The organism is Promicromonospora kroppenstedtii (genome assembly GCF_044389675.1).
Lineage (GTDB): Bacteria > Actinomycetota > Actinomycetes > Actinomycetales > Cellulomonadaceae > Promicromonospora > Promicromonospora kroppenstedtii.
The window spans coordinates 131720-158333 of the sequence record NZ_JBIRYI010000007.1; the positions used below are offsets into that span (position 1 = coordinate 131720).

Here is a 26614-nt window from a genome sequence, read left to right on the forward strand (position 1 = left end):
ATGCGCACGATCCGCAGGAGCAGTACCCGCCCGACGACGCCGGCCTCCGGCCGGTCCGCCGCCCCGCTGCGGCCCGCCACGTCGCCGCGGTACACCGTGCCGCTCGCGACCGCCCCGCTGCTGGCCGCGGTCCTGGCGCTGACCGGCTGCACGGGCTCGCCGCCCGGGTCCGGGGCTACCGAGGCGGCGCAGGGGCAGGGCACGGCGGCGGCGTCCCCCAGGCCGAGCGGCACCGGCTCCGACGCGCCGGACGAGGACAGGTCCGCGCCGAGCGCCCCTCCCACCGCGGACGCGGAGGTGGACCCCCAGGAGGACGGGCGGACCGCGCCCATGCCGAGCGGGGGCAGCGCCGGGCAGAGCGGCGGCGACGGCAGCGAGCTCGCCCCGCCCGACGACGCCGGGGAGGCGGGCGCCTCGCCGGGCGAGCGCGTCGCCGAGCTCCCCGCGGCCGGCCGGATGAGCCGCTCCCAGAGGTCCGCCGACGGGCCGGGCCTGGTGGCCCAGTTCCCCGCCGACGTCGTGCGGGTCCCGGACGACGCCACCGTGGACACCAGCTCGGTGACCGGGCAGGACGGGCGCTTCCAGGTGGCACTGGACGTCACCACGAAGGACGGCTGCACCGAGGTGCTGCTCGGGTACCGCTCGTGGTTCACGACCGGGGGCTTCGCCGAGACCGGCACCACCGCCGGCCCCGACCGCACCACCGTGACCCTGGAGCGGGACGACGGAACCGTCGTGCTGGTCACCTCCCCGAAGCGCAAGGGCTGCGACGTCGAGCTGCTCGCCACGCTCTCGGCCGGCTGAGCCGCCCCCCGTCCGTCGGCGAGCCGGTGGCGTCGTCCCCCGGAGGAGGACGACGCCACGACGGGTGTCAGCGCGGCGTCACTCCACGACGAACACGGGATCGACCCAGTACCCGGTGCTGAGCCACGAGTACTGCGGGAACCCGCCGCCGTACGCGTACCGGCCGGCGTCCACCGGAGCGGTCAGCGGCCCGACGGTCCGGGCCTGCGCGAAGTACCCCTGCCCGGCCGCGTACCGGCCCTGCGGCGCGAGGTAGGACACGACGTACGTGGTACCCGCGGTAACCGGGACCGGCTGGGCGAGCTGGACCGTCTGCCAGCCCTCCGCGCCGCCCGACGGGGCCACGGCGGACGCCAGGGCCGTCCCGGAGGCCGACCACACCGTCACCGTGTGCGGCCCGGTGTTGCCCGGACCCCGGTAGAAGCGCACCGCCGTCACGAACCCGGCGCGGTCGGCGGAGAACTGGGTGCCCAGCTCCACGGCGGCGCCGTCGTCGGCGGCGGCGATCGGCGGCACCGCGCTGCCGAACACGAAGCACGGGCACGAGCCCGCAGCCGCCTGCGTCGTGAACGACCACGTCACGGGCCCGATCGTCGCCCCCGCGGAGGTCTTCCCGGTGAAGGACGCCGTGTAGGTGGCGCCTGCGCCGAGGTCGTTCGTGAGCGCCAGCGTCGCCGTCGCACCGTCCCGGGTGAGGGTCCCGGCGACGGGCTGACCGCCGGGCGTCGTGAGGGTGAGCGTGGTGCCGGAGGCGAGCGCCTCCGAGGCGGTGACCGACACATCGGTGTCCAGCGGCACGTCGACGGCGGCGGCCGACGGCGTCCGCGACACGATCGTGGGAGTGGACGCGGCGGGCTCGAACTGGACGTCGACGAGGTAGGCCGTCGACACCGCCGTCGTCGGGCGCCCTGTGCCGTAGGTGTAGACGCCGGCGTTCTGCGGCGTGCTCAGCTTCCCGACGGTCCGTGCCTCCCCGAGCCCGCCGAGCGTGGCCGGGTAGCGGCCGGACGGCGCGCGGTAACCCACCGTGTACTCCTGGCCCGCGGTGAGGTCGACCGGGGTGTCGAACTCGACCTCCTGCCAGCCCTGCGCCACCGGGTCGTCGATCGTCGCCTGGGCCAGCACCTGACCGGACGGTCCCCAGAGGGACGCGACGAAGGGCCCCTCCATCTGCGTCGACTTCCAGAACTGCATCCCGGAGACCGCGCCGGCCGCGGTCGGGGAGAACCGGGTGCCGAGAACGACGGCGTCGGGGTCGGCCGCCGCGGTGATGTCCGGCACCACCGTGTCGTCGTACAGGCCGCACGGGCACACGGTCGACGGCGGCCGGACGGTGCGGAAGCTCCATGTGCCGCCCTCGGACACGGGGAGCCCGTCGACAGACTGCGCGGTGACCGTCACCGAGTGCTCGACGAAGCCGGCCCACGCGGCGGACGGCGTGAACGTGGCGGTACGGGTCGGTGCGTCGTAGGACACCGTGCCGGGCACCGTGGCGCCCGCTGCGTCCTTGACCACGACGCCGATCGAGGAGGCCACGACGTTCTTGGAGAACGTCGCGCGCACCGGGGCGTCCAGCGGGACGCTCACCTCCGTGTCCACGGGGGCCCGCGTGCTGACGCGCAGCGCCGAGTTGTCGGTCGCCGTGAACACCGGGTCCACGTAGTAGGCGGAGTTGTCCCACGACTCCGTGGGGACGGTGCCCGGCGCACCGTACAGGCCCGCGGGAGCGGCCCCGAACCCACCCTCGACCGTGATCGGGCCGGCGGACCGGCCGTGCGTCTGGAAGGCCCAGGGGGTCGAGACGTAGCGGCCGTTCGGGGCGGTGTACGAGACCACGTACTTCTGCCCCGCGAGGACGGGGACAGGCGTGGTGAACGACGCCGTCTGCCACCCGGTGGCCGACTCACCGCCGAACTGCACGCGGGCGAGCTGGGCGCCGGCGGCGCTCCACAGCGTGCCCTCGTGCACCCCCGTGTTGCCGGCGGCCTTGTAGAAACGGACGCCGCTGACATAGCCGTCGTCGGCCGCGGTGAAGCGCAGGCCGAGCTCGACGGCGGACGAGTCGTCGGCTGCGCCGTTCGGCGGCGGCCCGTCGCCGAAGACGTTGCACGGGCAGGCGACCTGCACGCCGCGGGTGGCGGCGGTACCGATGTTGGCGCTGTCGTCGATCGCCCGCGCCCGCAGCTCGACGGCGCCGGTGCCGAAGACCTGGCCGGTGTACGTCCAGCTCGCGCGACCGTTCGCGGGGTGCCAGGTGTCGCCGCCGTCGAGCGAGACCTCGACGCCCGCGACCCGGCCGCCGGTGTCGGCCGCCGTGCCGCTGACCGTGACCCGGGAGCCGCCGCCGACCTGGGCCTGCGCCGCGGGACCGGTGATCTGGACGGTCGGCGCCGTGGTGTCGGTGGACTTCGTCGCCGGCGCGATACCGGAGGCGAGCGTGTCCGGCTGGACGCCCATGTCCGCGAACAGGTTCACGGTGGCCTGCCGCATCCGGGCGTCGGCCGGGGCGCCGTTCCCGTCGTGCGTCTGGTCCAGACCCCACGCCCACTGGACGGTGCCGGCCGAGAACACGAGCGCGCCGCTGGCCGCCTTGTACATCGTGATGGTGTGCGTGGTCGTGCCGGCCGCCACCACGTTGCCGAAGTCCTGCAGGTACTCGGGCACCTCGCCGACGGTCTTCGACATGCGGATCAGGCCCGGGGGCCGCGACCCGTTGTCGAGGTCCTCGTTGGACTCGTACCCGACCGTGTGGTCCGCCAGCGCCTGGGACGTCCCGGCGGGCAGGGCGTCCAGCCCGGTGTTCCGCCAGATCCGCAGGTCGCCCTCCTCCGCGGGGACGGTGACGGGCAGGTCGGAGTAGTTGGTCGTGTAGAGAGTGCCGATCAGCTCGTTCTCGGGGCGGCCCGCGCCGGCCGTACGGCTGGCGTACCGCGGGTCACGCCAGGTCCCGGTCCACTCGCTCGACGGGTCGATCTTGGCGTTGCCCCAGGTCTCCTTGTACGAGACCAGGGTGCGGTGGCTCGTCGAGGGACCGGCCGTCGAGGGCTCCCAGCGCGTGCGCCAGTACACGTCGTTGCCCGCGAAGAAGGCGAGGTGCACGCCGGCGTCCCTGGCCTGCTCGACGGCGGCCCGCTGCGGGCCGGACCAGTACTCGTCGTGCCCCACCGAGAGGAACGTCTTGTGGTCGAGCAGCCGGGCGCCGTCGCGGCTGGTGTCGGCCCCCGCGATGTACGTGACGTCGTAGCCGTTCTGCTCCAGGAAGCGCACCATCGCGTACTCGGAGCTGAAGTAGAAGTCACGGCCGCGCTCCAGGCCGCGGGTGGCGAACGGGCGGTTGTAGCTGAGCTTGTACGCCCGGTTGTTGGCGCCGCCGGAGTAGAAGCTGGACCCGCCGTACGTGTTGTAGGCCTGCCACGTCGTGTCCGCCGTCTGGAAGACCATGTCGGAGGTGGACCCGTCGTCGCGCACGACGAACGTGATGTGGCTCTGGCCGCCGTTGTCCGTCCGCGTCAGGAGGGCGACATAGACGCCGGACACGGCGGTCGCCGGGACGTTCCAGCCCGCCGAGACGGCCCAGCTGCCGCAGTCGACCAGCTCGGTGGTCACGTCCCAGGCGCACTCCGGCTGGTTCTGCGGCAGGGTGGCGCTCGGCGTGACCGAGTCGATCTTGCGGGCGCCGAGGCCCTGGTACCAGCCGGTGCGGTAGATGTCGACCGTGTAGTTCCGGGCGTCGGTGTCGATCTTGAAGTCGACCCGGTTGCCGGCGTCGGTGCTCATCTGGGTCGCGAAGCCCTGGATGCTCGGGTCGCCCGCACCCTCGATGTCCCAGACCTGGGGAGAGGTGCCGGGCTTCGAGTTCTCGCAGACGATCGGGTTGCCCCCGGGAGCACAGGGCTCGGCGGTCGCCGCGGGGGCCACGGTCAACAGCGCCGAGGAAACCGCGAGCACGGCGACCACGAAGGCCGCCAGGGGACGACGGCCCAGGCGGGTCCGGTGTGACGAAAGTGCGAAGGTGCTGCCCACATCGCAACCCTAGGAGCGGCGATGCCCAGGATGTCGCACCAGGACGGGGAGATCACCCCCGGTTCACCCGGCTGCCCACGGCGCTCCCGGGCGCCTCAGAACGTGTCAGACCCCCAGGTCGCCCGAGGGACCTGGGGGTCTGACACGTCGGGCCGGGTCGGCTCAGGCCTTGGCGACGTGGAACTTGCCCTGGGCCGCCAGCAGACCCTGCGTGAGCAGCATCTCGACGGCGTCGGCGGCGTCGTCGACCAGGATCGGCAGGTCCTTCTTCTCGGTTCCGCTGAAGTCCCGCAGCACGTAGTCCGCGGTGTCCATGCGGCCGGGCGGCCGGCCGACGCCGACGCGCACCCGGTGGTAGTCCTTGGTGCCGAGCGCCTTGGAGGTGTCGCGCAGCCCGTTGTGGCCGCCCTCGCCTCCGCCGATCTTGAGCTTGATGGTGTCGAAGGGGATGTCCACCTCGTCGTGCACCATGACCACCTGGTCGGCGGGTACGTCGTAGTACTTGGCGAGCGCGCTGACCGGGCCGCCGGACGTGTTCATGTACGTGGTCGGCTTGGCCAGGACCACCCGGGGGCCGGGGGCCCCGCCGGGCAGCACGCCGAGCCGGGTCTCCGCCACGACGGCCTGGGCCCGCGCGTGCTTCGAGAAGCGCGCGCCGGCACGCTCGGCCAGCAGGTCCAGCACCATCTGTCCCACGTTGTGCCGGTTACCGGCGTACTTGGGACCGGGGTTGCCGAGCCCGACGACGAGCCAGGGCCGGTCGCTCATGTCACGTTCCTTCCACGACAGCGGTCACGGTGGTCACGGCGGCGGGCTGCCCGCCCCGCGGCGCATACAGGTCGGGCCGAGGTGGAACCCGCGCCGCGCACGATCGTCTCGTGCGCGCGCCAGGAAGTTCCACCTCGGCCCGGTACGTCCGGCTCAGGCCGGGACGCTCTGGGACGCGGGAGGGGCTCAGCCCTCCGCGGACGCCTCGGCGGCCGAACCGGCGGACTCCGCCGACTCCTCGGCCTCGTCCGGGCTGGCCTCGCCGCGCGGCTCGGTGATGAGCACGACGACCGCGTTCGGGTCGGTGAGCAGCGTCGAGCCGGCCGGCAGGGCGACCTCGCCGGCGTGGACCTGCGCGCCGGACTCCAGGCCCTCGATGGAGACCTCGACGGACTCGGGCAGGTGCGTGGCCTCGGCCTCGACCGAGAGCGTCTGCTCCTCGACGAGGTGGATGGTGCCGGGAGCCGACTCGCCCACGATGTTCACGGAGATGTCGACGGTGATCTTCTCGCCCGCGCGCACGACCTGCAGGTCGATGTGCTCGATGACGTTGCGGACCGGGTCGCGCTGGACGTCCTTGGCGACGGCGAGCTGGCCCTTGCCGTCCACCTCGATGTTGAGCAGCACGTTGGTCTGGCGCAGCGCCAGCATGGACTCGTGGCCCGGCAGGGTCACGTGCACCGGGTCGGTGCCGTGCCCGTACAGGACAGCGGGGATCTTGTTGTCGCGGCGGATGCGGCGGGCCGCACCCTTGCCGAACTCGGTGCGGGGCTCAGCGGCGAGCTTGATCTCGGCCATGGGAATTCACTCCTGGAAGATATGTGTGCAACTCGAAGATGGCGGCTGCGTCGGCGCGGGACACGTGACGGGCGCGGAGCGGGCACGCGGGGCGAGGTGCTGGAGGGGTACTCCGCCCGGGGCCGCCGACGGCCGCCCAGTCGATCACGGACGCCGGCCGAAGTGCTTGCGGGATCAGGTCCCGCCGCGGCCGTCAGGCGTCCCTCGCCGAGGCAACCTGACTACTGTACCCGCTCGTCCGCCCGGTCCGCACCGAGGGGCGGTGTGACCCCGATCGCCGGCTGGGTGCGCCTGGGCTTGTAGACCACCTGGACGTGGAACACGAAGCGCAGCAGGAACGCGACGACCAGCGTCACGGCCTGCACCAGCACGGGCCACATGCCCGTGTGCTCGACCAGCCACCACAGCACGGGCAGGCGGATCGCCGCCTCGGTGCCGTTGAACGCGAACGAGTGCGCGAACCGCGACCAGACGCCGCGGCCCTCGTTCCGCAGGTCGCGGAAGACGAGCCGCTCCTGCAGCAGGAAGTTGATCAGGATCGTGACGACGGCGGAGATCACCGCGGCCTGCACGTAGTGCACTCCCAGCGCGGTCAGGAGCCACAGGATGAACACGTTGAGCACGGCTCCGAAGCCGCCGATGATCGCGAACCGCGACATCCGCCCGAACCGCAGTGCGGCGAGCTGCTCCAGGTAGCGCAGGCCGGTCTTGAAGGTCGCCTTGGAGTGCCCGGCGTACCGCTCGCCGAACACGAACGGCTCCTCCCCCACGGCCAGGGTGTTGCGCGCCAGCAGCTCGAGCAGGATCTTGAAGCCGCGCGGGTGCAGGGCGTCGAGGTCCAGGGCGTCCACCCGGGCGGCGAAGAAGCCGGTGAGCGGGTCGGTGACGTTGCGCAGCCGCACCGGGAACATGGACCGCGCCAGCAGGGCCGACGCGATCGAGACGCCGTGCCGCCACCAGCCGTCCAGGCCGCCGGCATCGCCGTCGCCCGTGTAGCGGGAGGCGACCACGAGGTCGAGCCCCGCCTCGCGGCCGCGAGTGACGAGCGCCGGCACCAGCTCCGGCGGGTGCTGCAGGTCGCCGTCCATCACGACCGCCCACTCGGTGGTCACGGTGCGCAGGCCCGCCACCACCGCGCCGCTCAGGCCGCCCTCCGGCTTCTCCCGGTGCAGCAGCCGCACCGGGACGGGTGTGGTGGCCGCGACCTCACGGATCCGGTCGGGGGTGTCGTCCGTCGAGTCGTCGACGAAGAGGATCTCCGCCAGGGCGGGAGCCCCCACGGGGGCGGGCCCGCCCTCGGGTCCCTGCACGACGCCGGAGGCGCGACCGCCGTCGGGCAGCACTCCGAAGGCGGCACAGAGCCGCTCGGTGAGCGCCCGGACGTTCGGTCCCTCGTTGAACGTCGGGACCACGACGGTGACGGTCACTGACCCTCCCCCATAGATGTCAAGACACGGTCTCCCGTTGACCGCGCCCGAGTCAAGTGCCCCGCCGGGCGCTCCGGATCAGGAGTTGCCGTCGAACAGCGAGGTCACGGACCCGTCGGAGTGGACCTCGTTGATCGCCGAGGCCAGCAGCGGCGCGATGGAGAGCACCTTGAGCGTGTCGAACCGGCGGTCCTCCTCGATCGGCAGGGTGTCGGTGACGACCACCTCGCGCGCGCCGCACTCCGTGAGCCGCTGCTTGGCCGGACCGGACAGTACACCGTGCGTGGCCGCGACGGTGACCGACTTGGCGCCCGCGGCCATGATGACCTTGACGGCCTCGGCGATGGTGCCGCCGGTGTCGATCAGGTCGTCCACCAGCACGCAGTCCTTGCCCTGGACGTCGCCGACGACGCGGTTGGCCACGGACTGGTTGGGCCGCGTGACGTCGCGCGTCTTGTGCACGAAGGCCAGCGGGCCGCCGCCCAGCTTGGACGCCCAGATCTCGGCGACGCGGATGCGGCCGGCGTCGGGCGACACGACGGTGACGTTCTCGACGTCGACGCGGGTACGCACGTAGTCGACGAGGATCGGCATGGCCCACAGGTGGTCCACCGGCCCGTCGAAGAAGCCCTGGATCTGCGCGGTGTGCAGGTCCACGCTCATCAGGCGGTCCGCACCCGCCGTCTTGAACAGGTCCGCGATGAGGCGGGCCGAGATCGGCTCGCGGCCGCGGCTCTTCTTGTCCTGGCGGGCGTAGCCGAAGAACGGCGCAACCACGGTGACGGAGTGCGCCGAGGCGCGCTTGGCGGCGTCGACCATGAGCAGCTGCTCCATGATCCACTGGTTGACCGGCATCGTGTGCGACTGGAGGAGGAACAGGTCCATGCCGCGCACGGACTCGCTGAAGCGGACGTAGGTCTCGCTGTTCGCGAAGTCGTACGCGGACACGCCCAGCAGGTCGATGCCCAGCTCCTTGGCGACGTTCTTCGCCAGTTCGGGGTGTGCCCGGCCCGCGGCCAGGACGAGCGGGTGGCGGTTGGGTCCGGGAGTGGAGTTGGACATCAGTGGGACTTTCCTTCCTTGTCGGCCCCAGGTGCGGGAGCCTGGTCGGCCGGTTCGGCCTGGGTGGCCGCGGCCTGCGGGGCCGTGGGGGCCCCGGCTGCGTTCTGCTGGGCGAGCTGGCGCTGCGCCTGGTCACCCAGACCGGACTCGGCGCCGAGGGCGCCGGCTGCGGCGTCCGCCGCGGCCGTGCCGGGCCGGCGGCGGCCGACCCAGCCCTCGATGTTGCGCTGCTGCCCGGCCGTGACGCCGAGCGCGCCCGCGGGTACGTCCCGGCGGATCACGGAGCCGGCGGCGGTGTACGCGCCGTCGCCCACGGTCACGGGGGCCACGAACATGTTGTCCGCCCCGGTGCGCGCGTGGGAGCCGATCACCGTGCGGTGCTTGTGCACGCCGTCGTAGTTGACCGTCACCGACGCGGCGCCGATGTTGGTGTGCTCGCCGATCGAGGCGTCGCCGACGTAGGAGAGGTGCGGCACCTTGCTGCCCTCGCCGATCTCGGCGTTCTTCGTCTCGACGAACGTGCCGATCTTGCCCTTGCGGCCCAGGCTCGTGCCCGGACGCAGGTAGGCGAACGGGCCCACGGTCGCGCTCTCCCCGATGACGGCGAGCGACCCGTGCGTGCGGACCACGGTGGCGCCGGCCCCGACCTCGACGTCGGTCAGCGTGGTGTCCGGGCCGATCGTGGCGCCCGTGGCCACCACGGTGGCGCCCTGGAGCTGCGTGTTGGGCAGGAGCGTGACGTCCGGGGCGAGCTCGACGTCGACGTCGATCCACGTGGTCGCCGGGTCCTGCACGGTCACGCCCGCGCGCTGCCACTCCTCGACGATGCGGCGGTTCATCTCGCGGGCCAGGACGGAGAGGGCGACGCGGTCGTTGACGCCCTCGACCAGCATGGGGTCGTCGGCGAGCAGCGCCCGGACGTGGAGGCCCTGCGAGCGGGCGAACGCGACGACGTCGGTCAGGTAGACCTCGCCCTGCGCGTTCTTGCTGTCCAGGCCGGTCAGGCCGCGCCGCAGCGTGTCGGCGTCGAACACGTAGACCGACGAGTTGATCTCCCGGATGGCGAGCTGGTCCGCGCTCGCGTCCTTGTGCTCGACGATCTCGAGCACGTCGCCGGTGTCCTTCTCGCGGACGATGCGGCCGTAACCCGTCGCGTCGTCCACCTCGGTGGTCAGGACCGTGACGGCGTTGCCGTCGGCGTGGTGCGCCGCCAGCAGCTGGCCGAGCGTGGCGCCGTCGAGCAGCGGGACGTCGCCCGCGACCACGACCACGGAACCCTCGATGCCGTCGCCCACCACCTCGCCGTCGGCGAGGCCGGCGGCGGCCGCGGCGGCCTGCGCCTTGGAGTCGAGCGCCTCCAGGGCGCACTGCACGGCGCGGCCCGTGCCGGGGATCTCGTCCTGGTCCACGAGGATCGCCTCGGGATCGAGCCGCCCGACCGCCTCGGCGACCAGGTCGCGCTCGTGCCGGACCACCACCGCGACCCGACCGGGCTGGAGCTCCCGCGCGGCGGTCAGCGCGTGCCCCACCATCGGCTTGCCGCCGAGCGGGTGCAGGATCTTCGGCAACGCTGACTTCATGCGGGTGCCCTGGCCGGCGGCGAGGACGATCACTGCTGCCGGCTGAGGTGTCTCGGTCACGAGTGCTCCGATCGGTGGGTTCGTCAGATCCGGATGGCTCCGCCCCCAGGATTCGAACCTGGACTAAAGGCACCAAAAACCTCTGTGCTGCCGATTACACCAAGGCGGACCGGGCGCGCGGGAGGCTCCGTCGTGACCCGAAGCAGGCGTGTGCCACCGTCGCACGTCCGTGAACAGTCTGCCAGGTCCCGGGGTGTGCCCCATGCCGGAGGGGTGGAGTCGTCAGCCACATCCGCGCACATCCGCGCGCACGTCCACGCACACGGGCCGCCAGGCAACGCCCGGAACGGCCGCTCGGGCACAATGAACCTCATGGCCGCCGAAAACCGACGTACCCATAGACCTCGCATGACGGCCAGCCAGCGGCGTGAGCAGCTGCTCACGGTCAGCCGCGGCCTGTTCGCCCAGAAGGGCTTCGAGGGCACCAGCGTGGAGGAGATCGCGTCCCGCGCCGAGGTCTCCAAGCCCGTCGTCTACGAGCACTTCGGCGGCAAGGAGGGCGTCTACGCCGTCGTCGTGGACCGCGAGGTGCAGGCGCTCACGCACGCCCTGTCGGGAGCCCTGGGCTCCGGCGGGCACCCCAAGGTGCTCCTGGAGCGGACGGCGTTGGCCCTCCTGGACTACATCGAGTCGTCCGAGGACGGGTTCCGCATCCTCGTGCGCGACTCCCCCGTGGCCCAGGCGACCGGCACGTTCTCCAGCCTGATCGGCGACGTGGCCACCCAGGTGGAGGCGATCCTGGAGCCGCAGTTCCGGGCCAACGGGCTGGAGACCAAGGCCGCGCCCCTCTACGCGCAGATGCTCGTCGGCATGATCGCGCTCACCGGCCAGTACTGGCTGGACGCTCGCAGCCCCAAGAAGTCGGAGGTAGCGGCGCACCTGGTGAACCTGGCGTGGAACGGGCTGCACAACATGGACAAGAAGCCGACCCTGACAAAGCTCGGCCGCTGAACCGGAGCCGTCGAATAGCTGACCGAGCGTCAGCAACGCGGCAAATTGCCGGACAACCCTGAAATGCCCGATGCAGTCAAGTCAGTTTGCGTCCGCGCAACAATGTGTGCGCGGGCGCAGAAGAACGAATGCCCCCTGCGCTTTCTGCGCAGAGGGCATTCGCTTTGGCTGGGGATGTTGCAAGCGCGGGTTTAAAACACCGCGCCCTCGTTCTACCTGCTCAGAGGCCCAGCAGGACGCGGATCTGCGCCAGGGTGATGCCGAGGGAGTCGAGCAGGGTCGAGACGATGTCAACAACAGACATGGTGCTTTTCCTTCCGGAAAACGGGAATCGCAGGATGATCACCTGCGAGCGGAACAGTGTTCGCGTTCCATACATTAAGCACACGACACGGACTCTGCAACGGGAAATGGATATTCGCGTTTAATGCGCGCCCGGTTTCACCCTGTGATATTGGGGGTGAAACTGCACCATGGTCCGCCACGAAATGGACATATTTCTGAAGTGGAGTCAGTTGCGGGGGCGGCGCCGGACGGCTCACGTCTAGGCTGCGGCGCGTGACGTCCTCCGAGCAGCTCGCGACCGTCCGTGCCGACTACGACGACATGGCCGAGGCCTACACCGCGTTCGTCGGCGAGGCCTTCGCCGACCAGCCGCTGAACCACGTGCTGGTCCAGGCCTTCGCCGACCTGGTCCGGCAGACGGGAGGCGGCCAGGTGGCCGACGTCGGCTGCGGACCCGGGCACGTGACCGGCTACCTGCGGGAGCGCGGCGTCGACGCGTTCGGCGTCGACCTCTCGCCGGAGCTGGTGGCGATCGCCCGTGCGGCGCACCCGGGCGTGCGGTTCGACGTCGGCGACATGGGCGCGCTCGACGTGCCCACGGCGGGTCTCGCCGGGGTGCTGGCGAACTACTCGGTCATCCACACGCCGCCCGACGCGCTCCCGGCGACGCTCGCCGAGCTGTGCCGCGTGCTCGCGCCCGGCGGCCACCTGCTGATCGCGTTCCAGGCCCTCGACGACGCGGACGGGACCAGCGAGGCGTTCGACCACCGGGTGTCGCCCGCCTGGCGGTACGCCCCCGGCCACGTGCTCGGCCTGCTCGGGCAGTCCGGCGTGACCGAGGTCGCCCGCCTGGTGCTCGCGCCGGGCGAGGACCCGGTGCGCGGCTTCCCCCAGGCGCACCTCCTGGCCCGCAAGGCCGCCTGAGCGCACCGGGCGCGGCTCCCTGGACAAGCCCCCGGACGCGCCTACCAGGCGCCGAGCAGCAGCTCCTCGACCTCGTCCGCCGCGACGGGACGCGGGTTCGGGTAGGGGGCGGCCGCGACGCGCTCAGCCACCTCGCGCAGCGCCGTGCGGGGCAGGCCGAGCGCGCCCAGCGTCGTCGGGCCGTCGTGCCGGGCCGCCAGGGCCGCGACCGCGCCGACCGGGTCGCCGGCCGCGACGCGGGCCAGGCGGGCGGCGGCGTCGGGAGCCGCGGGCAGGTCGAACCGCATCACGTGGGCCAGCAGCAGGGCGTGCAGCTCCGCGTGCGGCAGCCCGTAGGTGCCGCCGAGCACGTGCGCGAGCTGGTGGTGCAGGCCCATCCGCGCCTGCGCCAGGCAGGCGCCCGCGAGCCAGGCCGCCTCCTGCAGCCGGGCCCGCGCGCCGACGTCGCCCAGGTGGTCCAGCACCGCGGGGAGCGCGGAGAGGATGCCGTCCGCCGCCTCGACCCCGTACGCCCGGGTGGCCGCGCTCGCCTCGGCGTCCCACAGGGCCTCGACGGCGTGGGCCAGCGCGTTGAGCGCGGAGGTCAGGGTGAGCCCGTAGGGCATGGACAGCGTGAGCTCGGGGTCGTACACGACGGTGCCGGGCGCGAGCGCCGGTTCGCGCCGCGTGGTCTTGACGCCGCCCTCGGTCTCGCCGAGCACGGGGGTCGCCTCGGAGCCGGCGTACGTGGTGGGCACGGCGACCTGCGGCATCCCGGTCCGCACGGCGAGCGCCTTGGCCAGCCCGATCGCCGACCCGCCGCCGATCGCGACGAGCGCGTCGGCGCGCACCTCGCGGGCCAGGGCCAGCGCCTGCGCGGTCACCTCGACGGGCGTGTGCTGGACGGGACGGCCGAAGGTCGCGGCGTACCGGTCCCCCAGGCTCGTGGCGACGTCCTGCGCCGTCCCGGCGGACGACGGTGCGGCCACCACCAGGACCCGCCGCGCCCCGAGCCGTTCGATCTCGTCGGGCACGAGGGTCCGCGCCCCGGCACCCTGCAGCACTCGACCGGCGTACACCTCGTGCACATGGATGTCTGTTCCCACGATGCCTGAGCCTACGGTCGCCGCGCCGCCGCCGACCACGTGCTTCACCCCGTGCATCCTGTCGAGATTCTTGATATCGAGACATCCGGTAGCCTCACGCCATGGAGCACTCAGGTCACGGCGACGAGGTCGACCGCATCGTCGCCGCGTGGCACCACGTGCGCCCCGACCTCGACCTCGAACCCCTGACGGTGTTCAGCCGGGTGTCCCGGCTGGCGCGGCACCTCGATCTCGCGCGCCGCACCGCGTTCGCCCGGCACAGCCTGGAGACGTGGGAGTTCGACGTGCTCTCCGCGCTGCGCCGCGCCGGCGAACCCTTTCGGCTGTCGCCCGGCACGCTCGTGACGCAGACCCTGGTGACCAGCGGCACCATGACCAACCGGATCGACCGGCTGGAGTCGCGTGGGTTCGTCAAGCGGCACCGTTCCCCGGATGACAGGCGCGGCGTGCTCGTCGAGCTCACCGACGAGGGCCTGGCCCGGGTCGACGCCGCCATGAGCGACCTGCTCGACATCGAGGCCAAGGTGCTGACCGCCCTGTCGCCCGCGGAGCGCCCGCAGCTCGCTGCGCTCCTGCGCGCGGTGACCGCACAGTTCGACGACTGAGCCGGAGGTGCAGCGCAGGGTGGGGGCCGAGGGACGAGGCACCTGCCCGGAGCGGAACCGCAGGCTCAGTCGTCAGACAAGCAGAGCCTGAGCCGGAGGCTCAGCGGTCCCGCGTCACCATGACCTTCTCGCGCCCGACCTGGTCGGGCAGGAAGAACAGGTCGTCGGCATCGGCGACGTACAGCGGCAGCTCGCCGAGCTCGGCCGGCATGCCGTCGGCGTCGGTGACCGTCAGCTCGACATGGTCCGCGGAGCTCTTCGAGTTGTACTTCCAGGTGCCCTCGATCTCGGCCGGAGCGCCACCCACCGCGTCGCCGAGCAGCTCGTCCGGAACCCCCACGGCGGTGAACGTCCGGTCCTCGCCGAGGGCGACGACGGTCGCGGCGCCGTCACCCACGTAGGAGCCCACGAACTCCGGCTCGGTGTAGTCGATCTTGCCCAGGTCGAAGCCGCAGCCCGACGTCAGGAGTACGCCGACGAGTGCTCCCACCGCGGGGAGGACCTGTCGCTGGTTCATTCCACACCTCAGCTGTTCCAGTCGTGACCGGTCGCCCAATCTAGCGGGGATGCCGGAACACCTCCTGGCGGAACGGGGATGACGAGCAGCACACCCTGTGGCGATGTGATGGACGCCCCGCGCAACCAACCGACACCGTCACGCACAATGAATGCATCATGAGCAACACCCGCACAGCGGCCGGCGGCTCCGCGCTGCTCGTCGCGGTACTCGTCTTCGCCCTGAACCTGCGCACCCCCATCACCTCGCTGCCGCCCGTCATGGGCGACGTCGCCGCCGGGCTGGGCCTGGACCAGACCCTCGCGGGCCTCCTCGTGGGCATCCCGGCGCTCTGCTTCAGCGTGGTGGCGCCGGTGGCGTCGACCCTGATCGCCCGGGTCGGCCCGTACGCGGCGGTGACGGTCGCCCTGGTCGGGGTGATCGCGGGGACGCTGATCCGGTCGGCGGGCTCGGGCACGACGGGTGCGGTCGCGGCGTTCGCGGGCACCGTGGTGCTGGGCGCGGCCATCACGGTGGGCAACGTGGTGGTCCCGGTGATCATCGCGCGGGACTTCCCGGCGCGGACGGCGCTGGCCACCGGCCTGTACTCGTCGACGATGAACCTCGGGTCGGTCTTCGCGACGTCGCTGACCGCGCCTCTCGCGGCGCTGCTCGGCTGGCGGGGCGCCATCGCCTCGTGGTCGGTCGTCGCCGTGGTGGCGCTCGTCGTGTGGCAGGTCACCACGCACCGCCTGCCGGACCGGCCCGCACGCACGGCCGCTCCACCCGTGGCGGAGCGGCCGGAGGAGACCTGGGGCGGGGTGCTGCGCCGTCCGATCACGTGGGTGCTGACCATCGCGTTCGCGGGCCAGTCCTTCTCCTACTTCGCGGTCACGGGGTGGCTCCCGGAGCTGCTGCGCGACCTGCTCGGCGTGTCCGTGACCACGGCGGGCAACGCGGCCGCCCCGTTCCAGGGCCTCGCGATCGCGGGCAGCGTGCTCGTGCCGCTCGCGCTGGCGGCCCGCGTGCCGATGCGCGGCGCCGCGGTGGTGATGGGTCTGCTCTGGGTGTCCCTGCCCGTGGGACTGCTGCTCGCGCCGCAGTGGTGGCTGGTGTGGGTGAGCCTCGCGGGCATCGCGCAGGGCGGCAACTTCGTCGTGATCTTCACGGTGGTGGCGCAGCAGTGCCGCACCGTCGCGCAGACCCGGCGGACGGTCGCCGCCGTGCAGGCCTTCGGGTACGCGGTGGCGGCGTCGGCACCCGCGGTGATCGGGGCGGTGCACGCGGCGTCGGGCGGCTGGACGGCGGCGCTGCTGGTCATGCTGGGGTCCACGCTGGCACTGGGCACGGCCGAGCTGGTCGCGACCCGCCGTCGGCCCCGCCGGCCATAGCAGGAACTTTTCCAGAATCATTGAAAGTTGGCAGGATCATTGCCTACCTTTCCAGCATGACGACTCACCTTGAGCCCACCGCCGTGCTCCCCACCCTTCGCGAGCACCTCCTGGTCGACGGGTTCGACCTGGTCCTCGACCTCACCCGGTCGCACGGCTCCACGCTCGTCGACGCGCGGGACGGCCGGGAGTGGCTGGACCTGTTCACCTTCTTCGCCTCCTCACCGCTCGGCATGAACCATCCCGCGCTGGCCGACGACCCGGCCTTCCGGGAGGAGCTCGCCACCGCCGCGATCAACAAGCCCTCCAACTCCGACATCTACACGGTCGAGATGGCGCGCTTCGCCGACACGTTCGCGCGTGTGCTCGGCGATCCTGCCCTACCGCACCTGTTCTTCATCGACGGCGGCGCGCTCGCCGTCGAGAACGCGCTCAAGGTGGCGTTCGACTGGAAGTCCCGCCAGAACGAGGCGAACGGCCGGTCCCCGGAGCTCGGCACCAAGGTGATGCACCTGGAGCACGCGTTCCACGGCCGCTCGGGTTACACGATGTCGCTCACGAACACCGAGCCGGGCAAGGTCGCGCGGTTCCCCAAGTTCGACTGGCCGCGCATCCCCTCGCCGTACATCGCCGAGGGCAAGGACATGGACGCCGCCGAGGCCGCGGCGCTCGGGGCCGCCCGTGCGGCGTTCGAGGCCAACCCGCACGACATCGCGGCCTTCATCATGGAGCCCATCCAGGGCGAGGGCGGCGACCACCACTTCCGTCCGTCGTTCCTGCAGGGCATGCAGGCGCTGTGCCAGGAGTTCGACGCACTGTTCGTCATGGACGAGGTGCAGACCGGCGCCGGGATCACCGGCACCACGTGGGCCTACCAGCAGCTCGGCGTGGCCCCCGACGTCGTCGCGTTCGGCAAGAAGACGCAGGTCTGCGGCATCATGGCCGGCGGCCGCGTGGACGAGGTCCCCGACAACGCCTTCGCCGTCTCCTCGCGCATCAACTCCACCTGGGGCGGCAACCTCACCGACATGGTGCGCTCCCGCCGGATCCTGGAGACCTACGAGGAGGAAGGCCTGGTCGACCGGGCCAGGACCATGGGCAAGCGGCTCAAGGACGCCCTCACCGAGCTCGCCGCGCGGCACGAGGGCGTGACGAACGTGCGCGGCAGCGGCCTGATGTGCGCGCTGACCCTGCCCTCGCGGGAGGTCCGCGACCGCGTGCTGGCCGCGCTGACCGAGCGCAGCGTGCTGCTGCTGGGCTGCGGCGAGCGCTCGGTGCGGTTCCGCCCCGCCCTGACCGTCACCACGGAAGCACTTGAGGCCGGCGTCCAGGCGCTCGACGAGGCGCTGACGGCCGTCCTCTGACGGACCGGTCAGGCGCTCGGGATCCCAGACCTCCCGAGCGCCTGGCCTCGCTCACTCGTCGTCGGCCGCGACGCTGTCGGCGATCCTGATCAGCTCGGCCACCGACGGCCCGGCGTTCGCCGTCGGCGTGCGGCCGATGGTCGAGAGCAGCAGGTAGGACCCGGCGTCGTCGGTCCACTCGACGCGGACCGGGCCGAACCCGTTGTTGTCCACCCGGGTGACGCGCGCCTCCAGGCCGGACTCCCTGAGGTCCTGCCACTCGATCGTGACGTTGTCGCCCGCGAGCTTGCCGGACAGCTCCTGCGCCCCCGGGTAGGCCACGTAGATCACGGCCGACGCCGGGTGGTACGCACCGCTGCGCACGTCCTCCTCCGGCCACGCCGGGCCCGGGCCGCCGCGAAACGTCTCCTCGTTCTCGGGACCGTCCAGCACGTACGTGATCCAGGTGCCGAGGTGGTCCTCCGCGGTGGTGCGGCCCATCCCCGCCGAGATCTCGGCTGGGCACTCGACGACGGCGCGCCGCACGTCCTCGGGCACCCAGTGCGGCTGGCGCAGGTCCTCGGCACAGGTCCCGGCGGTGAGCTCCGTGGCGTCCGCGGGGACGACGACGGGCTTCTCCTCCCCCGAACCGAGCACCATCGTGACCACCACGATGATGATCGCGCCGAGCAGTGTCACGGCACCGCCGAGCAGCCACTCGGGCCGGATCCTGGGCTCGTCGATCGTGGTGACCACGTCAGCCCCCGCACTCGATCTCGGTCACGGCGTCCCGCGAGAGCGCGATGATCTTGTTCGACGCGACGGGGCTGCGCGCCACGCCGGGCAGCACGTAGGAACCCCAGTCGCAGTCGTTCTCGGCGAGGTAGGCGTCCCGCGCGCCGTCCGCGGCGGCGTACCGGATGCGGTGGTCGGGACCCTGGCAGCTGTAGTCCGGGTCGCACAGGGAGATCGCCAGCGCGCGCATCGTCACCCAGGTGCTGGTGTCCACGCAGCCGTCGACCGGCAGCCCGTTGTACGCCTGGAACGCGCGGGTCGCGACCTCCGACTCGGCGTCCCAGCCGCCGTCCACCGGCTCCAGCCCGGTGGCGGCCGACAAGACGTTCTGGGCCGCGACCACCTGGCCGCCGGAGGTCTTGCCGCACTGGCCGACCGGGTCGTTCGACACCCAGGTCGCGCTCGAGTTCGCCGCCTGGACCACGGCGGCGACGATCAGGGCGACGACCACGGTGCCACCGCCCGCCTGCAGCCAGGTTCGGGTGGTGGGCATTCGCTCGGCGCTCCTTCGTGCCCGACGGCGGAGCCGGGCGGGTCTACTGGCAGGTGCGAGGGTAACAATCTGCACTTACAAGACGGAAGCGACGCACCAGTCGAAACCGGATCTCATGCTTTCCGATGGAGGTGACGTGGCCGGCGGTTGCACCCGGACTGCTGCCGCTGCTGCTGGTCGACCTCATGAGGTTCTGTTCAGGCCGCGAGGTTGTATCGCTTCAAGCTCGCTCTCGCGGGCAGAAGTTCGTGGCCTGAACAGAACCTCGGAGGTCGGGCGGCGGTGACTGCAGCGTCGCCAGCGATGTGCTGCAGCGGAACCGACATCCGCCGCAGCGCCACCGCCTACGACCACCGACCCCTTGGAATCGACCATGCAGCGTGGCTCGGCCGGCTCACCGCGCTGCGGAGCCAGATTTCAGATGATTGAAAGAAAGTGACGCCGACGGACGCAACCCCTACCAGGGAGTAGCGTCGGCGACATGCTGCGTCCCCTGACCAGCCCGCCGCACCTGCGCCCGGGCGACACCGTGGCCGTCGTCGCCCCGTCCGGCCCCGTGCCGGCGGACCGGCTCGACGACGGAGTGCGGCACCTGCGGGACTGGGGCCTCGACGTGCAGGTCATGCCGCACGTCCTGGACCAGCACCCCGGCCGCGCCTACCTGGCCGGTACCGACGAGGCGCGTGCGGCCGACTTCCAGGAGGCCTGGCTGGACCCCGACGTCCGGGCGGTCGTCGCGGCCCGGGGCGGCTACGGGGCGGCGCGCATGGTGGACCTGGTCGACTGGGACGCGCTCGCCGCCACCGACCCCAAGGTGCTCGTCGGGTACAGCGACTGCACGGTGCTGCACCAGGCGGTCGCGAACCGGCTCGGGCTGGTCTCCCTGCACGGGCCGATGTCCGGGACCATGTCGTTCCTCAAGTCGGAGCCCTCCCGGGAGCACCTGCGGCGCACGCTGTTCGAGCCGGGCAGCACGCAGGTGCTCACCGGCCCGGCTGCCCACCCGCTGGTCGGGGGCACCGCCCGTGGCATCACGACCGGGGGCTGCCTCTCGCTGCTGACGACGTCCGTCGGCGTCGGGCCCACCTCGCCGTCGGCCGCAGGCGGCCTCGTGCTGCTGGAGGACATCGAGGAGAAGGCCTACCGGATCGACTCGTTCCTGACCCACCTGCTGCGGTCGGGCTGGTTCGACGGCGCGACCGGCATCGTGCTGGGCTCGTGGCAGGACTGCGAGCCCGCCGAGCCGGTCGTCCTGGACCTGCTCGGGCCGCTCGGCATCCCGATCCTGGGCGAGCTGGGGTTCGGGCACGGGCCCGACCCGATCACCGTGCCGTTCGGCGTCGCGGCGGAGCTCGACGCCGACGCCGGCACGCTGACGCTCGACCGCCCGGCCCTGGCGCCGCTCTGAGGGGCAGCGCCCCGACCGGACCGAGCCGGGCCCGGTGGAGCCCGGCTCAGTCGAGCTCGGCCGCCTGCCCCTCGAAGTACGTCTGGAGCACCACCGTCGTGCGCGTGGACACCTTGGCCGTGCGCCGGATCTTGCCGAGCAGCTCCTCCAGCGCGCGCGGCGACGCCACGCGTGCGGTGAGCAGGTAGTTCGCGTTGCCGGCCACGGAGTAGCACGACTCGATGCCGGTCATGCCGCGCAGCCGCTCGGGCGCGTCGTCCTCCTGCGCCTGGTCCAGGGGCGTGATCTCGATGAAGGCGGAGAGCGGCAGGCCCACCGCCTCCGGGTTCACGACCGCCCGGTAGCCCGTGATGACGCCGCGCGCCTCCAGCTTGCGCACCCGCACCTGCACCGCGGACAGGGAGAGCCCCGATATCTCGGACAGCACCGCGAGCGTGGTGCGGCCGTCCTTGCGCAGTGCGTCGACGAGTGCCCTGTCGACCCCGTCGAGCGGTGTCAGATCGTTGTCGGTCATCCCGCCACCTCCGCCGCTTCCAACCAGGCCGCCTCGAGCTCGTCGCGTTCGGTCCCGAGGTCGCGGAGCTCCGCGTCCAGCCGCGCGACGGCCTGGTAGTCCGTTGCCTGCTGCGCGATGGATTCGTGCAGCTCGGCCTCCTTCTGGGCAATCTTCGCAAGTTGCCGCTCGATTCGGGAGACCTCCTTCTTCGCGGCGCGGATGTCGCGCTGCGAGAGCTCCTCGGCCGGGGCACCGTCCGACGCCGGGGCCGACCCCGTCGCCGCCCCGCCGGAGCGGTTGCCGGAACCCGTGCGCGCGCCGCCACCCGCGGCCGCGCCCGAGATGCCGGTGGACCTGGCTGCCGCCCGCAGCCGCAGGTACTCCTCCACGCCCCCGGGAAGGTCGCGGATGGTTCCGTCGCCGAGGAGCGCGACCTGCCGGTCGGCCACCCGCTCCAGCAGGTACCGGTCGTGCGAGACCACGATCAGCGTGCCCGGCCAGCCGTCCAGCAGGTCCTCGACGGCGGCCAGCGTGTCGGTGTCGAGGTCGTTGGTGGGCTCGTCGAGCAGCAGCACGTTGGGCTCGGACACCAGGAGCCGCAGCAGCTGGAGCCGGCGCCGCTCGCCGCCCGACAGGTCCCGCACCGGCGTGTAGGCCCGCTCGCGCGTGAAGCCCAGCTTCTCGGTGAGCTGCGCCGCGGTGAGCTCCTTGCCGTCGACGACGACCCGGCCCTTCTCCTGCTCGATGACCTCGACGGCCTTCAGCGACCCCAGCTCGTCGAGCTCGGCGACGTCCTGCGAGAGCTCCTGCACGTGGATGGTCTTGCCGCGCTTGACCCGGCCCGAGTCCGGTTCGCGGCGGCCTGCCAGCAGCGCCAGCAGCGTCGTCTTGCCCGCCCCGTTGACGCCCACGACGCCGTACCGGTCGCCCGGCCCGAGACGCCAGGTCACGTCGTCGAACAGGACCTTGCCCGGCACCGTCACCGACACCGACTCGAGGTCCAGCACGTCCTTGCCGAGCCGCCGCGTCGCCATGCGGGTGAGCTCCATCGAGTCGCGCGGCGGCGGCTCGTCGTCGATCAGCGCGGACGCGGCGTCGAGGCGGAACTTCGGCTTGGACGTGCGCGCGGGCGCGCCGCGGCGGAGCCAGGCGAGCTCTTTGCGCAGCAGGTTGTCGCGCTTCTCGGCGGCCGTCGCGGCCTGCCGGGCCCGCTCGGCACGCGCCAGGATGTAGGCCGCGTACCCGCCCTCGTACCCGTCGACGGCGCCGGTCCCGTCGCCGCGCACCTCCCACATGCGGGAGCAGACCTCGTCGAGGAACCAGCGGTCGTGGGTGACGACGACGAGCGCGCCCGACGTGCCCGGGCGGCCGTACCGCTCGCGCAGGTGGGCCGCGAGCCAGGCCACGCCCTCGACGTCGAGGTGGTTGGTCGGCTCGTCGAGGAGCAGCACGTCCGGGTCCTGCACGAGCAGGGCAGCGAGCGCCACGCGGCGACGCTGGCCGCCGGACAGCTTGGCGACCGGGGCGTCCCAGGCGAGCTCGGCGATCAGGCCGTCGTGCACCTCCCGCACGCGCGCGTCCGAGGCCCAGACGTGGGTCTCGGCGTCGCCGTGCACGATGTCGAGCACGGTGGCGTCTTCGGGCAGCTCGTCGCGCTGGTCGAGCATGCCCAGGGTGGAGCCGCCCACCCGGGTGACCCGTCCGCCGTCAGGCAGGGCGGTGCCCGCGAAGATGCGCAGCAGGGTGGACTTGCCCGCGCCGTTGGGGCCGACGATGCCGACGCGGTCGCCGTCGTCGAGCCCCAGCGAGACGTCCGCGAGGAGGGTGCGAGTACCGATGGTCAGCGCGATGCCGTCTGCGCCGAGGAGATGTGCCACCTACCAAGGGTAGTCGCGCGCTACGCTCACCCCGGTCGACCCTTCGACAAGCTCAGGACGGCGCGGCGCCGCGCAGCAGGACTTCGCCGCCGCACCCCAGAACGACGATGACGCCGAGGAGCATCCACGTGGCCCAGTTCGACATGCCGCTGCCCGATCTCGAGAAGTACACGCCGGAGGTCGACGAGCCCGCCGACTTCGACGAGTTCTGGTCGGCCACGGTGGCCGAGGCCCGCACGTTCGACACGGCGCCGCAGGTGGAGCGCCTCGACGTGGGCCTCACCGAGATCCTGGTGGACGACGTGACGTTCCCCGGGTTCGGCGGGCACCCTGTCAAGGCGTGGCTGACGCGGCCCGCGCACGCGACCGGCGACCTGCCGGTGGTCGTGGAGTACCAGGGCTACGGCGGCGGCCGGGGCCTGCCGCACGAGCGGATCCAGTGGGCGGCCGCGGGCTACGCGCACCTCATGATGGACACGCGCGGCCAGGGTTCCGGCTGGGGCGCGGGCGGGGACACGCCGGACCCGGTGGGCTCGGGCCCCGCGTCCCCCGGGTTCATGACCCGCGGCGTGCTGGACCCGCACGACCACTACTACCGGCGCGTCTTCACGGACGGCGTCCGCGCGGTCGACGCGGTGCGGGCGATCGACGGGCTCGACCCGGCGCGCGTGGCGCTGAGCGGCGGCAGCCAGGGCGGCGGCATCACCATCGCGGTCGCGGGCCTGGTGCCCGACGTCGTGGCCGCGATGCCCGACGTGCCGTTCCTGTGCCACTACCGCCGCGCGGTGTCGATCACGGACAACGCGCCGTACAGCGAGATCACGAAGTACCTCTCGGTGCACCGCGACCCGGCGGTCGAGGAGCAGGTCTGGCGCACGTTCTCGTACCTCGACGGGGTGTCGTTCGCCCGGCGCGCCCGCGGGGCGGGCCTGTTCTCGGTGGCGCTGATGGACGGCACGTGCCCGCCGTCCACCGTGTACGCCGCGTACAACGGCTGGGGGCCGGGCGGCTCCCGCGCGGTGGACAAGGAGATCGACGTCTACCCCTACAACAACCACGAGGGCGGCGGGGACTACCGGTTCCCCCGCAAGCTCGCATGGCTGAACAAGATCATCTGACGGCCGGGGGTCCCGGACCGGCGTCGGGAGTGTCGGGGACTGGCGGTACGCTCCGAGCGCACGCCCAAGACCCGGAGGTACCGCCCGTGCCCGAGTACGACCTGCCACTCGTCACGGTGGCGCCGGCCGCTCCGCCCGCCACCGACGAGCCCGAGGACTTCGACGCGTTCTGGGCGGCGAACCTCGCCGCCCACCGGGACATCGAGGTGGCGCCGACCCTCGCGACCGCCGGCACGCGCTCGCGGGACCTCCAGGCGGAGACGGTGACGTTCGCCGGGTTCCAGGGCCGCCCCGTGACGGGCTGGCTGCTGCTGCCCGTCGGCGCGGCCGCGACGCTGCCCGGGCTGGTCGAGCTGCGCCCGGCCGGCGGGGCCGCGGCGCGCGACCTCGAGTGGCTGGCGTCGGCCGGGTTCGCCCACCTGGTCGTCGAGGTGCCACCGGACGACCTCGACGACCCGTACAACCGCGGCGCGTTCACCGATGCGTTCCGGGCGGTGCAGGCCCTGCGGACGCTGGAGAGCGTGGACCCGTCGCGGGTCGCCGTGCTGGGCACCGGCCCGGTGGCGGCCGCGGCGGTGGCCGCGGCCGGGCTGCTGCCCGACCTCGCGTGCGCCCTGGTAGAGGGCGACATCCCGGCGGCGCACAAGGACTCGCTGGTCGCGTTCGCCCGCCGGGCGAGCACGCCGCTGCAGCTCACCCAGGGTGCGGGTGCCCAGGTGCTGCTGGAGGAGTGGGGCCGCAACGCCGCCCTCGCGCTCGCCGCGATGACGGGCTCGGTCGAGCGCGTGGTCGAGTGCGTGCTGACCGCCGAGAGCAACCTGACGACGCGGCGCACCCGCTGGGTCACGCGGCACACGCACCTGGCGAACGTCTTCGTGCCCCAGGTCGCGTACTGACCTTCTTCTACCTCTTCTCCTCGGCGGGGTGCTACGCACGTACCGGGGTGATGACCTGGGTCCCCGGGGCGGGCCCGGTGGCGCACCAGACCGCGTCGACGACGTCGGCCGCCGTCCACGCGGCGCCCAGCGCGAGCGCGTGCTGCCGGGACCGGCCCAGGGCCGCGACCGTGGGCCCGGACCCGGAGACGACGACGCCGAGGGCACCGGACTCGGTCGCGACCTCCACCACGTCGGCGAGCTCGGGGCGCAGGTCGAGCGCCGGGCCCTCCAGGTCGTTGTGCAGCGCCTTGCCGAGGGCGACGGGGTCGCCCGCGCGCAGCGCGTGCATGATCGCGGTGTCGTCGGTGGGCGCCACCCGCGGCGTCGACGGGCCGGCCAGCTCGTCGAACCGGCGGAACACGGTGGGCGTCGAGAGCCCCTCCCGCTGCGTCGCGAAGCACCAGTGGAACTCGCCCCGCGTCATCGCGGGGGTCAGCAGGTCGCCCCGGCCCGTGCCGACGGCGGTGTGCCCCAGCAGCGAGAACGGCACGTCCGCGCCGAGCTCGGCGGCGAGCTCCACGAGCTCCGGCCGGGGCATGCCGGCCTCCCAGAGCGCGTCGCAGGCCACGAGCGCCGCGGCGGCGTCGGCCGAACCGCCCGCCATGCCGCCGGCGACCGGCACGCCCTTGGTGATGTGCAGCTGGACGTCGGCGGCCAGGCCCGTGCGCTCGGCCAGCAGCGCGGCGGCGCGCCAGGCGAGGTTGGACTCGTCGGTCGGGACGACGTCGGCCTGTGGCCCCGAGACCGTCAGCGAGATTCCGGACCCGGGCGCCACCTGGGTCGCCGTCACCTCCTCGTAGAGGGAGACGGCCTGGAAGATGGTCGCGAGCGGGTGGTAGCCGTCGTCGCCGACGGGACCCACGCGCAGGCCGAGGTTCACCTTGCCGGGCGCGCGGACCCGGACGGACGGCGGCGGGGCCGCCGCGAGACGCGGGATCACTGGTCCCCCTCCTGCACGTCGGTGTCGGACGCAGGGGTCACCCGGGTGGCCTGAGGGTCTGACACGTCGGGAAGCTGCTCCGCGATGCGCGCGAACTGCTCGACCACGAGCGTCTCACCCCGGGCGCCCGGGTCGACGTCGGCGGCCCGGAGCGCCGCCTCGGCGGCGGCACCGGAGCCGAACACCCCGGACAGGGCGGCGCGCAGCGTCTTGCGGCGCTGCGCGAACGCGGCGTCCACGACGGCGAAGACCTGCTCACGCGACGCTGTGGTCGACGGCGGGTCCCGACGCTCGAGGTACACGAGCGCGGAGTCGACGTTCGGGGCGGGCCAGAACACGTTGCGCCCGATGGTCCCCGCCCGACGGGCCGAGGCGTACCAGGCGGCCTTCACCGACGGGATGCCGTAGATCTTGTTCCCCGGCACGGCGGCGATGCGGTCGGCCACCTCGGCCTGGACCATCACGAGCACGCGCTCGAGCGAGTCGAACCGCTGCAGCATGGTGAGCAGTACCGGGACGGCCACGTTGTACGGGAGGTTCGCGACGAGCGCCGTCGGCGCCTCGCCGGGCAGGACGGTGACGTCCAGCGCGTCGGACAGCACGACCTCGAAGTCGGAGTCCGGGAACCGGGTGTGCACGGTGTCGGCGATCTGCCCGGCCAGGACGGGGTCGATCTCGATCGCCACGACGGAGGCGCCGGCCTCCACGAGGCCCAGTGTCAGGGAGCCCAGCCCGGGCCCGACCTCCACGACCCGCTCGCCGGGCCGCAGCCCCGCGGTGCGCACGATCTTGCGGACGGTGCCGCCGTCGTGCAGGAAGTTCTGGCCGAGCGTCTTGGTGGGCCGGACGCCCAAGCGCCCTGCCAGGTCGCGGATCTCCGCGGGACCGAGCAGGGCGCCTGAGGTGTCGTTCATGCAGGTGAGCCTAACTGGAGATTGTCACCATCA

The 26614-nt window shown here is 72.7% G+C and carries 24 protein-coding genes and 1 tRNA gene; 9 read left to right on the forward strand and 16 right to left on the reverse strand.

All coding sequences use genetic code 11. The features are described 5' to 3' along the window. A complete protein-coding gene (locus tag ACH47X_RS12860) occupies window positions 1-804 on the forward strand; it encodes a hypothetical protein (protein ID WP_397404813.1) in 804 nt (267 codons plus the stop codon). A 78-nt stretch (window positions 805-882) separates the two neighbouring features. Here ACH47X_RS12860 and ACH47X_RS12865 read toward each other — a convergent pair whose 3' ends face one another. From ACH47X_RS12865 to ACH47X_RS12895, 7 genes are all read right to left on the reverse strand, one after another. Next, window positions 883-4827 (reverse strand): DUF4082 domain-containing protein, encoded by a 3945-nt coding sequence (locus tag ACH47X_RS12865; RefSeq protein ID WP_397404815.1) that lies wholly within the window; start codon window positions 4825-4827, stop codon window positions 883-885. 162 nt (window positions 4828-4989) lie between these two features. Further along, complete coding sequence (gene pth, locus ACH47X_RS12870) at window positions 4990-5595, reverse strand: aminoacyl-tRNA hydrolase (RefSeq protein ID WP_397404817.1); 606 nt, start codon at window positions 5593-5595, stop codon at window positions 4990-4992. A 186-nt stretch (window positions 5596-5781) separates the two neighbouring features. Further along, complete coding sequence (locus tag ACH47X_RS12875) at window positions 5782-6393, reverse strand: 50S ribosomal protein L25/general stress protein Ctc (RefSeq protein WP_397404819.1); 612 nt, start codon at window positions 6391-6393, stop codon at window positions 5782-5784. 221 nt (window positions 6394-6614) lie between these two features. Then, on the reverse strand, window positions 6615-7820 hold the full coding sequence (locus ACH47X_RS12880; protein WP_397404821.1) for a glycosyltransferase: 1206 nt from the start codon (window positions 7818-7820) through the stop codon (window positions 6615-6617). 78 nt (window positions 7821-7898) lie between these two features. Further along, window positions 7899-8882, reverse strand: coding sequence for a ribose-phosphate diphosphokinase (locus ACH47X_RS12885; protein ID WP_020017097.1), 984 nt, complete (start codon window positions 8880-8882; stop codon window positions 7899-7901). Then, window positions 8882-10522, reverse strand: a complete 1641-nt coding sequence (glmU, locus tag ACH47X_RS12890; protein WP_397404823.1) for a bifunctional UDP-N-acetylglucosamine diphosphorylase/glucosamine-1-phosphate N-acetyltransferase GlmU — start codon at window positions 10520-10522, stop codon at window positions 8882-8884. Before glmU ends, ACH47X_RS12885 begins: the two co-directional genes overlap by 1 nt. 34 nt (window positions 10523-10556) lie before the next feature. After that, window positions 10557-10631, reverse strand: a tRNA-Gln gene (locus ACH47X_RS12895). A gap of 239 nt (window positions 10632-10870) precedes the next feature. Between ACH47X_RS12895 and ACH47X_RS12900 the strand changes: the two genes are divergently transcribed. Then, the gene (locus ACH47X_RS12900; RefSeq protein ID WP_397404825.1) at window positions 10871-11473 is read left to right on the forward strand and encodes a TetR/AcrR family transcriptional regulator; all 603 of its coding nucleotides are present in this window, start codon (window positions 10871-10873) and stop codon (window positions 11471-11473) included. A 220-nt stretch (window positions 11474-11693) separates the two neighbouring features. Here the strand turns inward: ACH47X_RS12900 and ACH47X_RS12905 are convergent, their stop codons facing one another. Next, on the reverse strand, window positions 11694-11819 hold the full coding sequence (locus ACH47X_RS12905; RefSeq protein ID WP_281171730.1) for a hypothetical protein: 126 nt from the start codon (window positions 11817-11819) through the stop codon (window positions 11694-11696). A 212-nt stretch (window positions 11820-12031) separates the two neighbouring features. On the opposite strand from ACH47X_RS12905, the gene ACH47X_RS12910 reads away from it, so the two are divergent. Next, window positions 12032-12682, forward strand: coding sequence for a class I SAM-dependent DNA methyltransferase (locus tag ACH47X_RS12910; protein WP_397404827.1), 651 nt, complete (start codon window positions 12032-12034; stop codon window positions 12680-12682). 41 nt (window positions 12683-12723) lie between these two features. Here the strand turns inward: ACH47X_RS12910 and ACH47X_RS12915 are convergent, their stop codons facing one another. Continuing rightward, window positions 12724-13767, reverse strand: coding sequence for a maleylacetate reductase (locus ACH47X_RS12915; RefSeq protein ID WP_397404829.1), 1044 nt, complete (start codon window positions 13765-13767; stop codon window positions 12724-12726). 101 nt (window positions 13768-13868) lie between these two features. On the opposite strand from ACH47X_RS12915, the gene ACH47X_RS12920 reads away from it, so the two are divergent. Continuing rightward, window positions 13869-14372 carry a MarR family winged helix-turn-helix transcriptional regulator gene (locus ACH47X_RS12920; RefSeq protein ID WP_121386876.1) on the forward strand — a complete coding sequence of 168 codons (504 nt, stop codon included), beginning with the start codon at window positions 13869-13871 and terminating at the stop codon, window positions 14370-14372. A 100-nt stretch (window positions 14373-14472) separates the two neighbouring features. Here the strand turns inward: ACH47X_RS12920 and ACH47X_RS12925 are convergent, their stop codons facing one another. Further along, complete coding sequence (locus tag ACH47X_RS12925; RefSeq protein WP_397404831.1) at window positions 14473-14889, reverse strand: hypothetical protein; 417 nt, start codon at window positions 14887-14889, stop codon at window positions 14473-14475. A 158-nt stretch (window positions 14890-15047) separates the two neighbouring features. Between ACH47X_RS12925 and ACH47X_RS12930 the strand changes: the two genes are divergently transcribed. Further along, entirely contained in the window at window positions 15048-16259 is a 1212-nt protein-coding gene (locus tag ACH47X_RS12930; protein ID WP_397404833.1) for a CynX/NimT family MFS transporter, read from the forward strand. A 56-nt stretch (window positions 16260-16315) separates the two neighbouring features. After that, window positions 16316-17623, forward strand: a complete 1308-nt coding sequence (lat, locus tag ACH47X_RS12935; RefSeq protein ID WP_397404835.1) for an L-lysine 6-transaminase — start codon at window positions 16316-16318, stop codon at window positions 17621-17623. 51 nt (window positions 17624-17674) lie between these two features. On the opposite strand, the gene ACH47X_RS12940 is transcribed toward lat, so the two are convergent. After that, a complete protein-coding gene (locus tag ACH47X_RS12940) occupies window positions 17675-18358 on the reverse strand; it encodes a hypothetical protein (RefSeq protein WP_397404837.1) in 684 nt (227 codons plus the stop codon). Between the two features lies 1 nt (window position 18359). Continuing rightward, complete coding sequence (locus ACH47X_RS12945; RefSeq protein ID WP_397404839.1) at window positions 18360-18890, reverse strand: peptidoglycan-binding protein; 531 nt, start codon at window positions 18888-18890, stop codon at window positions 18360-18362. A 481-nt stretch (window positions 18891-19371) separates the two neighbouring features. Here ACH47X_RS12945 and ACH47X_RS12950 point away from each other — a divergent pair, with 481 nt between their 5' ends. Beyond that, the gene (locus ACH47X_RS12950; protein WP_397404841.1) at window positions 19372-20298 is read left to right on the forward strand and encodes an LD-carboxypeptidase; all 927 of its coding nucleotides are present in this window, start codon (window positions 19372-19374) and stop codon (window positions 20296-20298) included. A 46-nt stretch (window positions 20299-20344) separates the two neighbouring features. Here the strand turns inward: ACH47X_RS12950 and ACH47X_RS12955 are convergent, their stop codons facing one another. Continuing rightward, window positions 20345-20812, reverse strand: coding sequence for an Lrp/AsnC family transcriptional regulator (locus ACH47X_RS12955; RefSeq protein WP_020017109.1), 468 nt, complete (start codon window positions 20810-20812; stop codon window positions 20345-20347). After that, the gene (locus ACH47X_RS12960; RefSeq protein WP_397404844.1) at window positions 20809-22671 is read right to left on the reverse strand and encodes an ABC-F family ATP-binding cassette domain-containing protein; all 1863 of its coding nucleotides are present in this window, start codon (window positions 22669-22671) and stop codon (window positions 20809-20811) included. Before ACH47X_RS12960 ends, ACH47X_RS12955 begins: the two co-directional genes overlap by 4 nt. Before the next feature lie 128 nt (window positions 22672-22799). Between ACH47X_RS12960 and ACH47X_RS12965 the strand changes: the two genes are divergently transcribed. Together ACH47X_RS12965 and ACH47X_RS12970 are read left to right on the forward strand one after the other, a co-directional pair. Beyond that, entirely contained in the window at window positions 22800-23789 is a 990-nt protein-coding gene (locus tag ACH47X_RS12965) for an acetylxylan esterase (RefSeq protein ID WP_397404846.1), read from the forward strand. Window positions 23790-23875: 86 nt separating this feature from the next. Further along, window positions 23876-24685 carry an acetylxylan esterase gene (locus tag ACH47X_RS12970; RefSeq protein WP_397404848.1) on the forward strand — a complete coding sequence of 270 codons (810 nt, stop codon included), beginning with the start codon at window positions 23876-23878 and terminating at the stop codon, window positions 24683-24685. Between the two features lie 31 nt (window positions 24686-24716). Here the strand turns inward: ACH47X_RS12970 and ACH47X_RS12975 are convergent, their stop codons facing one another. Together ACH47X_RS12975 and rsmA are read right to left on the reverse strand one after the other, a co-directional pair. Beyond that, entirely contained in the window at window positions 24717-25667 is a 951-nt protein-coding gene (locus tag ACH47X_RS12975) for a 4-(cytidine 5'-diphospho)-2-C-methyl-D-erythritol kinase (RefSeq protein WP_397404850.1), read from the reverse strand. Then, window positions 25664-26581, reverse strand: a complete 918-nt coding sequence (gene rsmA, locus ACH47X_RS12980; RefSeq protein WP_397404852.1) for a 16S rRNA (adenine(1518)-N(6)/adenine(1519)-N(6))-dimethyltransferase RsmA — start codon at window positions 26579-26581, stop codon at window positions 25664-25666. Before rsmA ends, ACH47X_RS12975 begins: the two co-directional genes overlap by 4 nt. Between the last annotated feature and the right edge of the window lie 33 nt (window positions 26582-26614).